Raw genomic sequence first — 15,575 nt, 5'->3', positions numbered from 1 at the left:
AACAAATTTTAATTTTATTCAGAAACTAACTTCTCCAATCTCTCAGAAACTGCAATTTCTTTTCCATTCTTAAAGATTCTGAAACCTTTTCCTTTTTTATATTTTTCTCCGGTTTTATCCCAAAGAATCGTTATAATATTTCCATGATACAGAACATTATCCAAACAAAACCAATCCCATTTTTCTTGCGGAATCAACGGATTTACTTCAATTTTTTCATCAGCTCTCGGACGTAAACCAACCAATCCTGTAATTACTAAATCGTTGAAAGTCGAATGATTGTAATAACGGCTTCTTTCTCTGTCGCCCATTAACCAATACCCCGTTGTTTCGTCCAAATATTCGCCAAGATAAGGTTTCCCTCTGTAATATTGTGACTGCACAAACAAATCCATCTGTTTGAAATAATCAGGTTTGGCAACAAAATTCTGATCGTAATTATTCAAAACATTCGCTAAAGCAGTTAACGTCTGCGAACTTGCAAATGGCCAAATCGCACCGTCCCACTCACAGGTTCCAGTTCCGTGCGTTCTAAAACGCGGACTTCTTCTTTCAGCCGTTGTCAAACCAAACGGCGCCGAAAATCCTTTTTCATCCTTAATCTGCTCCCAAGCTTTTTCAAAACCTTTACCTTTTTCAGGAAGATTAAAATACCACGGAATAAATCCGATGGCTTCTCTAACTTGTGCTAATGTATCTTTTTCTGTAAAAGTTTCAAAAAACTCGCTTTTTTGATTCCACAATTTCGTTTCAACTAATTGCTGCAAAACGTCAGCTTTAGCTTTGAATTTTGATTCTGCTTCTTTATCGCCTTTGATTGCAGCCATTTTAGAAATTGCCATAGCATTCCCGTACATATAACTGTTAATCGTAGGTCTTGCATTTTGTACTTTTCGTCCGCCACTTAAGGACTCTTCCATTCCATCTTTTACATCATGCTGCCAAAACAAACCGTCTTTGCGCTGGCGGTCTTTTTCCCAAACGACATAATCAGTAACCATATCTGGATACAAATCCAATAAGAATTTTTCATCCTTATTCACCAAATAACGATTATATAAAGCATCGGCTGTCCAACTGCTGAATTTATACAATTTGTTCATCGGTTTTCCATCATTTCCTCTATACCAAAGTTTCACATCCTGCTCAATGTATTTCGGATCATGAACCCATCTAAATTCGTTAATATGATGTCCCAAAGCACAACTGATCATATTGTATTTATCGGCATACGAACGATCTACCAAAAACTCTGTAATCGCAAATCCCTGTGGTGTATTCTTGATATGTTTACGAACGCTCCACCAACGGAAATAATAGATTTCCTCAAAATTCTGCTGTGGACATTCAAACAACGGAATATTCTTTTCCATCCAAGCCCACGCGCTGTCATTCGGAATCGCAAACTTCAAATTTTCATCTTCCATCGTGTTGAAATAATCAACATAATGTTTGAAGTTTTTTTCTTTTAAAATTACTGATTTTCCTTTTTGAGAATGTTCCGCAGTCGATTTGCAACCGCTGTTTATACAAGCGATTACAATTGAAAGCGTTATTATTTTATGTTTGAAATGTTGTAACATATTCTAATTATTATTTTTAAACTAATTCTTTGGGCGTGTCCCTTCGGGTCGTGCTGTCCGTTCCCGCTTCCCGATGAAAAATCGGGAGAGCTCCACTTCCATCACTCACGCAAGAGACGTTCTCGTTTTTCCACTCTTTCAAGGTTTACTACTCCTGCAAGGTTTTCAAAACCTTGTAGGAGTGTTAACTTTTTTTTCAACACAATCTTGTCATTTCGACGAAGGAGAAATCTTCGTTAGAAACTCGACAAAGATTGGCGATTCACTTTACGGAGTTACTTGTGGAGATTTCTCCTTCGTCGAAATGACAAACTGTGCGTAAAACTGTAAATACCTAACAGGTTTTTAAAACCTTTTAGGATATGAAATTAATTAATTCCCTATAAAAATATAAGTCTGCCCTGCTTTCATATTTACATCATAAATGTTATAATTTGGCAATTGTACTTTAGGCAATTTTGCTTCATTAGAAATAATCGGTTTCTTCACTTCCACATCATAAAACAACGGATTTGAATTTTTTCCTTTTGCTTTTTTGATTGATGAACCTTTTAAAGCATTCTCAACTTTCAATCGGCAGTTTCCTCCTATTTTCGAATAGATTTTCAACTCCGAAACTTTATTGTTTTTCCACGTCATATCAATAACAAAACCGCCTCTTGCCACCAAACCTTTTATGCTTCCGTCTTTCCAGACAGTTGGTAAGGCAGGCAGTAAATGAATCACATCTTCCTGACTCTGCATTAACATTTCGGCAAAACCGGCTGTGCATCCAAAGTTACCATCAATTTGAAACGGCTGATGTGCATCTAACATATTCGGATAAGTTCCTCCGCCTTTTCTTTGATCCGCGGTTACTAAATGCAATTGATCCTGAATTAATTTATAAGCGTGATTTCCGTCTAGTAATCTCGCCCACAAATTCACTTTCCATCCCATTGACCAACCTGTAGATTCGTCTGTCCTGTAGATCAAGGATTGTTTTGCGGCTTCAAATAATTCGGGCGTTTTAATTGCCGAGATCTGATTACTCGGATACAAGCCATACAAATGCGAAACGTGTCTGTGATTGTCTTTCGGATTATCCCAATCGTCCTGCCATTCCTGCAACTGACTGTGTTTCCCCACTTTCATTGGTGGCATTTTTGCCAAAGCATCACTTACTTTTTTCACATAAGCAGCATCTGGTGAAACCAAAGCCGAAGCTTCCATAACATGCGTAAACAAATCAAAAACCAGCTGATTGTCCATTGTCGTTCCTGATGCAATCGTAGATTTTCCTGTTCCTCCTGCATGTGTGTTTTCAGGTGAACTTGACGGCACAACCACTAAATATTTTGTATTAGGATCAATAACCATAAAATCCAAAAAGAAATCGGCTGCACCTTTCATGATTGGATAAATTTCTGCCAGATACTTTTTATCTCCCGTGTATAAATATCTTTCCCATAAATCCTGACAAACCCAAGCGCCACCTGTCGGCCACATTCCCGAAGCAGCTGAATCTACCGGAGCAGTTACACGCCAGATATCAGTGTTGTGATGTAAAACCCAACCGCTGGCATTATACATTGTTTTTGCCGTTTCTGCACCAGTTACCGCCAACTCTTTTGCCATTTGCACAAAAGGTTCGTGCATTTCCTGCAGATTGGTTACTTGTGCAGGCCAGTAATTCATTTCGGCATTGATGTTTGTCGTGTATTTACTGTCCCAAGGTGGAGTTACCATATCGTTCCAGATTCCTTGTAAATTTGCTGGCTGTCCGCCTGGCTGTGAACTCGAAATTAAAAGATAACGTCCGAATTGGAAATATAACGACGCTAATTGGGGATCAAACTGTTTAGAGAAATCTCGGATTCTTTCGTTTGTTGGTTGCTGAACCAAATCATTTGAACCTAAATTTAAAGATACTCTGTTGAAGAATTTTTGGTAATAATCAACGTGGGCTTTCTTAATTGTCTCGAAATCTTTGATTTCAGCTTTCGCTAAATAGTCTTTGCTTTTTGCAATTTCATCTCCTGAAATGTCCTGATAGTTTTTGAAGTTAGTAGCAATCGAAATGTATAAAGTCACTTCATCAGCTTTGTTGATGCTTAAAACGCCGTTACTCGCATCGATTTCACCGCCTTTGTTTTTAGCACTTAATCGGCCTTGAAATTTTACTTTTCCTTTTACATTTTCAAAATTAGTTCCAACTCCCGAAAGTATAATCTGGTTTCCTTCTGTCGACGCTACGGTTTTATCAATCGGACTGTTCATGAAAACGTTACACGTAATTTGTCCGGGCTGACTTGCCGAAAGTTTTACCACAATTACCTGATCTGAAAATGCGGTTAGAATTTCTCTTGTAAATTCAACGCCATTTACTTTGTATTTTACTTTCGCTGTAGCGTTGCTGATGTCTAAATCACGGTAATAATCTGTATATTTTTGATGCCCTGCAAACGAAATATAAACACTTCCGAAAGTCTGATACGGCATTCCGTCATTCGTCTGCGACATAATATCTTGCGTAGCCAAATCTTGTGCTTCATCAAACTTCCCATCAAAAATCAACTGACGAACAATTGGAAGTGCTTTTATCGATTTTGAATGTGCATTGCTGTTTGGAGAACCCGCCCAAATGGTTTCTTCATTTAATTGTAAACGTTCAACCGCTGGATCACCAAAAACCATCGCGCCCAAACGTCCGTTACCTAAAGGCAAAGCTTCGTTCCAAATTGAGGCTGGTTTATCGTACCAAAGTTTTAGGTTGGTGTTGCTTTGCGCTGTTGTGTTTTGTAAAACAAACAGCGAAACTCCTAGAAAAGCGATTATTTTAATTTTTAACTTCATATTTTATACTTTTTGGGCAAAACCCGAATTGTTTTTTTAACCACAAATGTTCTTAAATTACGATAGCGCGTGAGGGATAGAAGCTGGCTACCGAAGTAGCGCGGATAGCCCGACCCAATTTGGGAAAGGGGGCGAATTGAACGGTTTCGAGAGTGCCCCCTTTTTCAAATTGGGTCACGCCCAAATATTACTTCTTAACCTCGTAAACTTTCAGATTTTTTTCTCCGAACATTTCATATAATTTGTTGATGTCTTTCAATGCATTTTTTGGCAGATTTTCAGCTTTGTTTCCAAAAACATATAATTTCTCATAAGGTTCAATCACACAAGTCGATTCGTCGATTTCGCCTTTTTCGTTCTTTACTTTATTCAAATCTAAATTTAAATATTTTGCCATAAACGGATACAACGCCATACGTTTCGAGATTCCGAAATCATGTCCTTCTTTTGCAAAATGAGCATTTTCAACTAAATCTTTCTTTCCATATAATTCATAGGTCCTTTGGATAAAAGGAAATTCCAATTCCGGAACTGCTAATGTCCAGTCTTTTCCGTCAGAAACAATCAATTGTGGTTTTGGCGCCATCATAGCTGAGATTTCGGCATTGTTTGTTCCGTTTCCGCAAAGATGAATGCCGCGTCCGCTTTCGCATGGACAACCGCCTGAAAAGTGAGAAGAAACCATTACAACAGGAGCTGAAACTTTCACTCGATCATCAATTGCTGCTAAAAACATGGTATGCGAACCTCCGCCAGAACCACCTGTAACACCAACTCTCGATATATCAGCATTTTTTACGGTTGCTAAATAATCCAATAAACGAATTCCTGTAAGCAATTGAACGGTTGATGCAATACTATTTCTATGCGTTTCTTCTGGAAATTGCAATAGCGATTCTCCCCAAGCAAATAAATCATACCCTACAACGATTGCTCCCATTTTAGCCATGATAGCACATCTGTATTGCTCGTCTTTTCTATATCGTCCACCCCCAAAATGTCCGTCAGGCGTTAAAATAACTGCCGATTTTTTATTTAACGGATATGGTTTATAAATAGAACCTGTTGCATAAACGCCTGGAAGGATTTCCAAAGCGATATTTTCAACACTGTAATCTTTATAAATTCTCTTTGGAGTTAAAATCGGTTTCGATTTTGGCATCGGAGGGGCTTTGTCCAAACCAAAAGATGCAATCATACAAGCTTTTAACTCTGCTTTACGTTTTTCCCATTGTTCTTTAGTTGAATAAAGACCTTCCAAATAAAATAAGCGTTCTTTCCCTTTATCTACCGAAACTTTATGGTTTTCATACTTGCGTATAATGTAGGTTCCGTCGGGTTGTTTGAAATACATCAATTCAAACGGCGCTAGAATATTAGTCAGCGAAAGCGCTAAATTTCCAGGTTCAATTCTCCAGTCGGCATAGTCCAGTTCTTTTCCTTTTAATAAACCTCTGTCATCGTTGATCGTTACGTTAAAAAGAGTTTCAATCTTTTTCAGCGTTTCCGATACTGGTTTTCTAAAATTAGTATCAGAAGTGCTCTGCGCATTGGCAAAGGTCAAAGCAAAAATGGAAACTATTAAGATGTATTTTAAATTTTTCATTTTGATATTGTTGTGTGTTGGTACGCTGATCAAACGGATTCGCTATCGCGAAAACGCTGATAAAACGGATTTTTTTCATTTGTTTTATTTTAAAAAAGAAAAATCCGTTTTTATCCGCGTCTTTACGAAGTAAATCCGTGTCATCCGCGTCCCATTATATTGTGCATTCTATTGTATAAATTCCTGACCCTAATTCCAAAACAGGCTTTTTCGCTTTTTCATCAAAACCTGCTCTAATCTTTTTATTATCAATCTTTATTTCTGAATTTTTAGCCACTGGCAATTTTATAGTCGCTGTTGTATTTACCGGAATCTGAACTGTCAGAATAAATTTGCCGTCTTTCTTTTCCCAAGAAGAAGCAATTTTTCCGTAAACCGATTGATAATCCGCTTTCGCGAAAGTCATATCGCCAACTACTTCCGGCTGAATAAAGAAATGTTTGAAACCCGGTTTTTCAGGATCGGACATAATTCCGGCTAAACTTTGGTAAAACCATTCTTCGATCTGACCTAACATAAAGTGATTCCACGAATTACCTTTTGTCGGATCCCATTGTTCGGTTAAAGTCGTTAAACCAAATTTAATCTGAAAACCATAACCCGGCGCATCGTAATGATTGTGCATTCTGAACATGGTTTCATTTTCGCCGTTTCTCGCCAGAGTTTGAAATAAGTAACGATTTCCAACATCACCAGTTGTCAAACGATCGCCTTTTTCTTTGATATCGGCTAATAGATTTTGCATTACAGCTTCTTTATACTGAGGTTCTACGATATCCATAAAAATTGGAACGGCATTGCTAAACTGACTCTTTGTTCCATATTGCTTGGTTTCTTCATTAAAAAATTCTTTGTTGAAAGCTATTTTAATCTCTGAAGCCAAAGCATTGTATTTCTCAAAATCTTCCGTTTTACCTAATAATTTTGATGCTTTCGCTACTAAATAAGCTCCGTAATAATAGTGCGAAGTCGCAGAAAGTGCAATTGGACTATTTTTAGAATATCCTGCAGGATGCGTTCCGTAATCGTACCAATCTCCTAATCCGTGCGAAACGATATGGTTTGTTGCTTTCGTTCCTAAATAATCGACGTAATTCTTCATAACAGGAAAATATTTCTCTAATAATGAAGCATCTCCGTAATATTCATAATACATCCAAGGCAGAATTACGCCTGTAACTCCCCATTCTGGAGAATCAGTAAAATCGCCTCCAAAAATGACATATTCAGGAACAATTGTCGGAATTAAACCATTTTCTCTTTGTGAATCAGAAATATTCTGCATCGTTGCAGGAAGAAAAGTCTGAAGGTTATAATTGAACATTAATCCAGGTCCATTCAACTGAATTTCTTCGAGCCATCCTAACTTTTCACGTTGCGGACAATCGGTAAAAACGCTTTGAAAATTGCTTTTGATTGAGTTGTTAATCAGTTCGTGTGTTTTGTTGAAAATCTCATTCGAACAGGCAAAACTTCCTGCTTCTCCAGCTGAATTATAAATGAAATTAGATTTTAAATCAACCAAAGTTGGAAGCTGTTTGTTTTTAGCTTCTTTATAATTGATGTTTTCAATTTGAACATATTGATAACCGTAGAAACTGAATTTTGGTGTCCATTCTTCTACATCTTTTCCTTTTAAGGTATAATCGTAATAGTATGGTTTTCCAGATCTTCCCTGTGCAATTGTACCTTCTTCATTTAAACCTTCAGCAACCCAAACACGGATTGTTTGTCCTTTTTTTCCTTTTACCTTGATGGTTGGAAATCCCGAAAGATTCTGTCCCATATCAAAAACATAGAAATTCGGTTTCAGTTCTTTTGCGGTTTTAACTTCATATTGTTTCTGAATCGTAACTGGCGGAGCTGTCTGAGGTCTTAAAACTCCTTTTGGCGCTTCCTGAACCACAACTTTTTTCCAATCTCGATCTTTGAATCCTTTTCTATTCCAACCTTTTTGTTCTAAATTGGCATTGTAATCTTCTCCACCAAAAATGCTGTTATACGTAATCGGACTTTTGCTGTATTTCCAAGATCCATCTGACTTAATAATTTCTTCTGAGCCATCATTATATTTGATTTTCATTTTGAAGAATAAAGTCGGCGGACCAAAACTCACGAAGAATTTGGTATATCTTTCGGCCAATGTATTGTACATTCCGTTTCCTAACAAAACGCCAATTACATTATCACCTTTTTGAAATTCTTTCGCGCCTAATTCGTAAACATTGTAATTAACCATTTTGTCGTAATCGGTCCACAAAGGCGCAAATTGGCTGTTACCCACTTTTTTTCCGTTGATCGTCAATTCGTAATGTCCTAAACCTGAAATGTAAACTACGGCTTCTTTGATTTCTTTTTTTACTTCGAAAGGTTTACGAAGCATAATACTTCTCCTTGACAAAGAATCGGAAGCATTGATAAAAGAGTTCTTTTTTTCTCTGTTGAAAGTGGCTGTGTGATAATTTCTTCCATCTGGTAAATGGCTGTCGGCTTTGGTAATTGCACCAATCCAAGTCGGATTTAAATCTGATTCTAATGAAGCAGTTCTAAAAGAAGCAACTTTACTCCATTTAGAAATTTTTCCTGATTGATTCCAGACTTTAACTTTCCAGAAATATTTAGTTTCGTTTTTTAATGGATTTCCGCTATAAATAATATGAAGATTTTTGTCGGAATTTACTCTTCCAGAATTCCAAATATCTCCTTCGTCATTATTTAGTTTTTCTTCAGAAGAAGCAACCAAAATAAGATAAGCTATTTGTGATGCATCAGATTCTTTTGAAACCAACTGCCAGCTTAATTTCGGCTGATTCTGAACAACAGCCAATGGATTTTCAGCCATTTCTGTTGTTAAACGTACAGGCAAAATTTGTCCATTTGAAATGAATGTGACTAAAAGAAATACTATAATTTTAAAATGCTTCATTTATTATTGTTGAGATTAGCACACTGATGACACTGATTTACTTCGTAAAGACGCGGATAAAACGGATTTTTTTCTGTTTAAAAATATAAAATCCGTGTGAATCTGCGTTTTCGCGATAGCGAATCTGTTTAATCCGCGTTCTTTTTTTGCCACGAATTACACAAATTTCACTAATTTTTAAATCAATAATTACCAAAAATAATTTGTGACAATTCGTGTAATTAGTGGCAATATATTTTACAACTTTTTAGTAATTAACGATTCGATATTGAATACTGCTTCAGGAATTAATTTTCCGGTTTGAGGCAGATCGTCGTAATCGTCTGTGTCTGGTTCTGTGTCTGGATTTGGCGTATGTCTTTGTTCTCCTGTTCGGAACATAATTCGCTCAAAACCATCTGTTGGCGCGTAAAATATCTTTGTTGATTCTTTTCCATCGTTTACTTTTATAGTGTATTGACGGTTTTTAGCATCTAATTTAACTGTGATTGTATATGCTTTGTTTGCTTCGTATTTTGTAACCGAACTCAAACGCGCACCATTTTTTACCTTTAATTCTCCATCCGAATCAAAAATCAATCTTACAGATGGCAAACCTTGTTTATTTTGAAATTCAATCTGCAATAAACCATGATTATTTTGCTCTGGTTTTACGGTGAAAACTGCTTCTAATTTTGCTGTAAATGGAATTACTCTTTCGGCACGTGAATAATCAAAATAATCCTGATCTCTTAACGTCAGCCATTTTTTACCATCGGCTTTCTTTTCGATTTTTGTTGATGCCCACGAAAGATCGTACGTATTCCATAATTTTAATTCTTCTCCATCAGGAAGAGCATTGAAAACATCATTTGCTTGTTCTTTAACCTCTGAAGTTACAGGAACAGGAACCGATGCCACCCAAATATCTTCTTTATTTACACTATAACCCACCCAAATTTTTCCGTCTGGCGGAGTTCCATTCTTTTCTGTGATTCCACGAACGTATTGCGGACCTGCTGATTTGTAGTTTCCGCCATAACGCATCGGACTTACTTCTCCGTGAACCAATAATAAATCCTTATAATTCAGTCCGTCATCACTTGTAGAAATTGCCAAAGGCCAGCGATACTCTGACGGATTATAAAGCGTTGCATAACGATTGTCTGATGTTTTTTGTCCCCATATTTTGGCGTTGCTGTTTACAAATCCTGGCGCACGCAATGGCATATAATCCCAAGATTTTCCTCCGTCTCTACTGATCGAGGTTAAAGCGTGTTTCCATAAACCAACAACATTTCCGTTTGTCAAATGGTAATAACTGAAAGCTTTGTATGGTTTCTGTAACGGAATCAATTCATCGTCACGATCTGCTTCTTCCACCCATTGCTGTAAAACCAAAGGTTCAGATAAAATCTCTTCGCAAGCTTTTTTCAAACCTTTATCTTTTGATGCGGTATAAAATGGGAATTTCGATTTCGATTTGTCCCAAGTTTTGTTGTATCTGATGAAATAAATTTCGCCGAAACTTCCGTCTTTCTTGATTTCACGGATTACGCGTCCGATTCCTTTTCCGTCGTTTGGATCGTCTTTTTCATCCATTGCAATTCCGTAATAGGCTAAGGCAAAAAGTCTTTTGTCTTTTGACGTGTAAAACCCCATTCTTTGGTGCATAATCGCATCGAGGTTTTTGGCAACGCCTTCAACGCCTTCTTTTTTCCATCCGTCAGGAATTCTATAAATTGGGAAAATCACTTCTGGTTTTGTCCAAGTTACGCCATCTTTGGAATTCATAATCAAAGTTTGGCTTGGCGGAATATGTTCGCCTGATGGGTCGCTTAAATAATGTAAATAAAAGGTATTATTCCAATACGCCATCATTGGCTGGTGGTTGTATGTCCATCCAAAACCATCTGCTTTTTCTGGGTGTTCACGGCTTGCACGCATAATTTGTGTAGCGTGAACTCCAACCGCGGGGCTTAATTGTCCGTGATGGTAATCAATGTTTGAAAGTGTTTTACCAACATAACGCACAGTGTCGTTTTGTGCATTTACAGTAGTGCAAGCCAATATAATTGTGGCTGTGGTTATGATGTTGGTTTTTATGTTTTGGAAAGTAATCATTCTTTATGTTTTTATAACTTCTAAGAGACCTAACAGGTTTTAAAAACCTGTTAGGTCTGCTGGAGATAATTTATTTCTTTTCAATTAATCCTTTTAAAACATCTTCTGAAATTGTTGTAATCGTTCCGTGTTTCTGTCCTTTGGGAAGGCTTATTTTGGATGATACATCTTCAAAATGAACAAAATCTGTTGTGCTTAGCGCTTTATAATTTTTTGAACCGTAATTGTCATAATACAACAACCAGTTTTTATCGACTTTCACTACTGTTGGGCCTTCTGATAAATATTCGGTTAAAGGCTCAGAACTTTTTTGAAACGGACCTAAAGGTGATTTTCCGAAAGCTACTTTTATGTTTCGCATTGGTCTTGTATTGTCTTTTAAAACCAAAACATAATCTTTCTTTCCTTTTTTGACAATCACACAATCGATTACACTGAAACCTGGATCGTAATATAATTTTGTATCCGAAAACACTTTGAAATCTTTAGTCGTTACATAATACATTCTGTGGTTATTTTTCTCTTCTTCAACTCCTTTTGGAAATCGGAACGGAATTGTCGATGCCCAGATAATTATGTATTCTTTTTTTACATCATCATAAAAAATTTCAGGCGCCCAAACATTTACGACTTCTGGTTCGTTTTTCATTACAGGAATATATTGCTGTTCTGACCAATGAATCAAATCTTTTGAACTTGCGTAACCAAAACCATTTCCACCTTTCCAATCTGTTGTCCAAACCATGTGATACGTTCCGTCGCCTCCTTTTGTTATCGACGGATCACGCATGATTTTGCTGGCTCCAATTTCGGGTTTTAAAAATGAACCTTCTAATCCTTTCCAGTTGTAACCGTCTTCGCTGTATGCCAAATATAAACCTTCTGTTGCAGGTTCTCTAAACGACGTAAAAAGATATAAATCTTTCTTTTTCTGCGAATAACTTATTGCAAAAAGAGAAAGGGTTACTATGATGAATATTTTTTTCATGTCTTGTTTTCTTTCCTGCGAGGTTTCCAAAACCTCGTAGATATATTTTAAGTTTAATCCAAAAACCTATTAATTTCAAAAAAGCCAGATCTTTCTCTCTAGCCCTGATTGCAGTGAAAATCCTTTTGTGCCGGTGTTCGGCACAAAAGATTGTAACGGAAAGCGGGACTATGCTTCCAAAAATACCAATTGTTTCTGCTTCTAAATATAATTTTTTAAATCCCTACAAGGTTTTGAAAACCTTGCAGGAGCGTACTATTCTATAATTGCTTTTTTATCTAAAGAAGTTCCTTTTTTGACTTTCGTTGTTACGTTGTTTAAAACATTGTTTTTCAAGAAAATGTTTTTAGTGTCTTTTCCATCCGCTTCGATAAAAATATCGGTTGGATTGAATGGAAAATTATTATTGATCAAAACATTCGAAACATTATCTAATTTAATAACCGGAACTCCTTTTATAGCTGTTGAAGAACCAACATTGTCTAAAATCACATTTTTTGAATCTGATATTTTGAAAGACGAACCTACAGTTGCGTTTACTTTTACATCATGAAATTCTACATCTGTTGCCGTGCTCACAGTAAAACCTTCTTTTCCATCCATATTGATGTTCGAGAAAGTGATGTTTTGAATTGGCATTTCGGTAATTCCTAAAATCTGTCCAGCTTTGTTTACGTTTGAAGCCGTAATATTGCTCATGTGGATGTTTCTGAAAATCGGCGTTTTCTCCGTTACAGGTTCAACTGTAGTTCCTTTATCGTAAAAAAGACTCAAAACGATAGCTTCTTCTTTGATATTTTTCATGACGATATTATCAACACGAATATCTTCTACAACTCCACCTCTTCCGCGAGCCGATTTGATACGGATTCCGCGATCTGTTCCATCAAAAACACAATTTGAAATCGTGATTTTTTTGATTCCGCCTGACATTTCGCTTCCAATTACTACTCCACCGTGACCGCTTAACATGGTACAGTTTGTAATGGTGACGTTTTCTGTTGCTTTTCCGTATTTACGTCCGTCGCCGTCTCTACCTGATTTAATGGTAATACAATCGTCTCCTACGCTGATATGGCAATTTGAAATGTGAACATTGGTGCAAGAAGAAGGATTAATTCCGTCTGTATTCGGCGAATGCGGATTGAAAATCGAAATTCCTGTAACCGTTACATTATCACAGAATTCCGGGTTAATGGTCCAGAAAGGTGAATTTTGAAAGGTTACGCCCTCTATTAAAATATTTTTGCAGTTGTAAGCCTGAAAAAAAGAAGGTCTGAAGAATTTCTTGTCCACCGTTCTTTTGTAATACGGTTCTGTGTAAAGGCCTTTGTTTTGCTCTTCCCACATGGTTTGGTATTTAGTTGGAGGAAGTGGTTCTTTAGCTGTTTCTATTCGGTACACTTCATTCCACCATGCTTTTCCTTGTCCGTCGATTATACCTCTTCCTGTGATTGTGATGTTTTCTACGTCTTTTGCATAAAATAAGGGTTGGAAGCTTTTCATTACAATTCCTTCGTAACGCATTTCTACGTAAGGAAGGAAATCATCGAAGTTCTCTGAAAACTTTAAAAGTGCTCCTGAATCTAAGTGAATGGTAATGTTGCTTCTTAATGTTAATGCTCCAGTTAAGTATTCTCCTGCTGGAAAAAAGATAGTTCCTCCGCCATTTTTAGATGCTTTTTCGATGGCATTCTGAATGGCTTGTGTACATTTTATTCCTTTGTTGTTTCCGCCTTCTTTTAAGATGTTTAACCAGCCGTCGTTTGCGAAAGCGGTGTTTAGTCCGGTTATAAAGCAGAGTATTATTAGTATGTTTTTAATTTTCATAGTTGTGTTGTTTTACTCATTTTTTGTCATTCCGAGGAACGAGGAATCTCACTAGAAATTCCGTAAAGTAATTGTTCAATCTTTGTCGAGTTTCTAGTGTGATCCTTCCTTCGTCAGGATGACAAGATTGTGGATAGTTCGTGATTACTTACTCACGAGTTACATTTCACTAATTACTTTTTACTAATTACTTAGTAGACTTCAAAATCAAAACCCAGTCATTGCCATCTTCTTTTTTCCCTTCTGGCTGAAAATTTTGACTTCCTTTATTATCAAATGTTCCGATTTTAGTTTTCTTGCCATTTCTTGGATTGTACCAAGTCGCTTCAAATTTATCACCAGCAATTTTTCCTAGTTTTACTTCTATTATTCTTCCGTTGTACGTGTATAATAAAGCGTATTTTTCACCTCTTATGGCTGGAATATAATCGTATTTTTCACCTTGATTCACTACTAATGAAACATCTGGAACTCCTTCTAAAAACGGTACTTCTTCCATTAATTTCTTAATATAAACCATTTGTTTTGCTCCAGGCGCATTAATCGCTGATGTCCATAACTCTTTGTTTCCGTAAGCTGGTTTATCCCCTTTTCTGAACATCTGCATGACAGCGTTATGTCCGTACGTGTAACCTGCACCGCCTGATAAAACCGACCAATATCCGTAACGGCGTACATCACTTGCGGTCCATTTTGGTTGTAAAGTATCGTGCAAACCGTGTGGAATTCCTTCATAAGATGGTTCTCCGTCAAGTGTTGGTTTTGTTGGTTTTAATTCGAAATCTCTTATAACGAATTTGTAATTGTCTTCTTTGAAATTCGTTTTCACTGAATCCTGATCGTATCTTCTGTGTCCGGATTGGAACATATTGAAATCCAGCCATTTTTCGTTGTGGAAATTCTCTGAAGAATCGGTTCTTCCAAACGGATGAAAAGTCACTAATTGATTTGGATTATTTGTTTTTAAAGTATTCCCGATAGAATTCCAGATGTCCTGAAATTCATTTCCGTGTGTGTCTCCACCGTTTAACCAAATTACGTTGGTTCTGTTTTTATATCGGTTAGCTAAAAACTTGGCATATTCAGTTGCCTGTTCTTTGCTTACTTTATTTCCTTTTGAAACGTTGGTTCCCCAAACTGGAACCATAGCAACGTAAATTCCATTTTTCTGAGCCACGTCTAAAGTGTAATCTACATGATCCCAGTAGTCGTATTCTTGTGGCTTTTTGAAATCATTTCCTGCCGTAATCAAAGGTTTCGAAACGTCTTCGTTGATTAAAGCAGCATCACCATAAACATTAACAGCATTGATGTTGTGCAAAACCATTACCTGAACGACATTAAATCCTTTGTCTTTTCTATCTTTAAAATATTTCTCTACTCCTGCTCTGTCTAGTTTTCCGAATGCCAGCCAGCCTGTATCGCCTAGCCAGAAAAATGGTTTTTCGTTTTCGGTAACAAAATAATGCTGATTTTTAGAAACTTTGATTTCAGGCAGAGATGCTTTTGTTTTGGCAGATTGCGAAAATCCGCTTTGTGCTGTAAACATAAAGCTTATACAAAGAGCGTATAAAGATTTAATTTTCAGATTCATTTTGGTTTGTTTTTGAATTGTGTTTTTATTTTTTTGCCACAGATTATACTGATTTAATGGATTTTCCAAGCTTTGTCTTTATATTTCTCTCGCAGATTTTACTGATTTTG

The 15,575-nt window shown here is 36.7% G+C and carries 8 protein-coding genes; all 8 read right to left on the bottom strand.

Annotated features, from left to right (window positions below; genetic code table 11):
* Window positions 1–14: 14 nt before the first annotated feature.
* Entirely contained in the window at window positions 15–1,583 is a 1,569-nt protein-coding gene (locus L1276_RS17450; RefSeq protein WP_253790033.1) for a glycosyl hydrolase family 65 protein, read from the bottom strand.
* Between the two features lie 372 nt (window positions 1,584–1,955).
* Window positions 1,956–4,418, bottom strand: a complete 2,463-nt coding sequence (locus L1276_RS17445; RefSeq protein ID WP_253790031.1) for a glycoside hydrolase N-terminal domain-containing protein — start codon at window positions 4,416–4,418, stop codon at window positions 1,956–1,958.
* Between the two features lie 187 nt (window positions 4,419–4,605).
* Window positions 4,606–6,024 carry an acetylxylan esterase gene (locus L1276_RS17440; protein ID WP_253790029.1) on the bottom strand — a complete coding sequence of 473 codons (1,419 nt, stop codon included), beginning with the start codon at window positions 6,022–6,024 and terminating at the stop codon, window positions 4,606–4,608.
* A 154-nt stretch (window positions 6,025–6,178) separates the two neighbouring features.
* On the bottom strand, window positions 6,179–8,950 hold the full coding sequence (locus L1276_RS17435; protein ID WP_253790027.1) for a glycoside hydrolase family 78 protein: 2,772 nt from the start codon (window positions 8,948–8,950) through the stop codon (window positions 6,179–6,181).
* Window positions 8,951–9,187: 237 nt separating this feature from the next.
* Window positions 9,188–11,053, bottom strand: coding sequence for an exo-alpha-sialidase (locus L1276_RS17430; RefSeq protein WP_253790025.1), 1,866 nt, complete (start codon window positions 11,051–11,053; stop codon window positions 9,188–9,190).
* A gap of 70 nt (window positions 11,054–11,123) precedes the next feature.
* Window positions 11,124–12,041, bottom strand: coding sequence for a glycoside hydrolase family 43 protein (locus L1276_RS17425; protein ID WP_253790023.1), 918 nt, complete (start codon window positions 12,039–12,041; stop codon window positions 11,124–11,126).
* Window positions 12,042–12,296: 255 nt separating this feature from the next.
* Window positions 12,297–13,871 (bottom strand): glycoside hydrolase family 28 protein, encoded by a 1,575-nt coding sequence (locus L1276_RS17420; protein WP_253789999.1) that lies wholly within the window; start codon window positions 13,869–13,871, stop codon window positions 12,297–12,299.
* Between the two features lie 187 nt (window positions 13,872–14,058).
* Window positions 14,059–15,465, bottom strand: a complete 1,407-nt coding sequence (locus L1276_RS17415) for a glycoside hydrolase family 140 protein (RefSeq protein WP_253789997.1) — start codon at window positions 15,463–15,465, stop codon at window positions 14,059–14,061.
* Window positions 15,466–15,575: the final 110 nt, after the last annotated feature.

The organism is Flavobacterium sp. HSC-32F16 (assembly GCF_024171645.1).
Taxonomy (GTDB): Bacteria; Bacteroidota; Bacteroidia; order Flavobacteriales; family Flavobacteriaceae; genus Flavobacterium.
The sequence above is the reverse complement of the archived record's forward strand: the minus strand, read 5'-3'. Positions and strand labels throughout refer to the sequence as shown.

Bases quoted from the DNA above. Each gene is read 5' to 3' on its own strand.
- L1276_RS17450 (WP_253790033.1), bottom strand. From the start codon at position 1,583: ATGTTACAACATTTCAAACATAAAATAATAACGCTTTCAATTGTAATC.
- L1276_RS17445 (WP_253790031.1), bottom strand. From the start codon at position 4,418: ATGAAGTTAAAAATTAAAATAATCGCTTTTCTAGGAGTTTCGCTGTTT.
- L1276_RS17440 (WP_253790029.1), bottom strand. From the start codon at position 6,024: ATGAAAAATTTAAAATACATCTTAATAGTTTCCATTTTTGCTTTGACC.
- L1276_RS17435 (WP_253790027.1), bottom strand. From the start codon at position 8,950: ATGAAGCATTTTAAAATTATAGTATTTCTTTTAGTCACATTCATTTCA.
- L1276_RS17430 (WP_253790025.1), bottom strand. From the start codon at position 11,053: ATGATTACTTTCCAAAACATAAAAACCAACATCATAACCACAGCCACA.
- L1276_RS17425 (WP_253790023.1), bottom strand. From the start codon at position 12,041: ATGAAAAAAATATTCATCATAGTAACCCTTTCTCTTTTTGCAATAAGT.
- L1276_RS17420 (WP_253789999.1), bottom strand. From the start codon at position 13,871: ATGAAAATTAAAAACATACTAATAATACTCTGCTTTATAACCGGACTA.
- L1276_RS17415 (WP_253789997.1), bottom strand. From the start codon at position 15,465: ATGAATCTGAAAATTAAATCTTTATACGCTCTTTGTATAAGCTTTATG.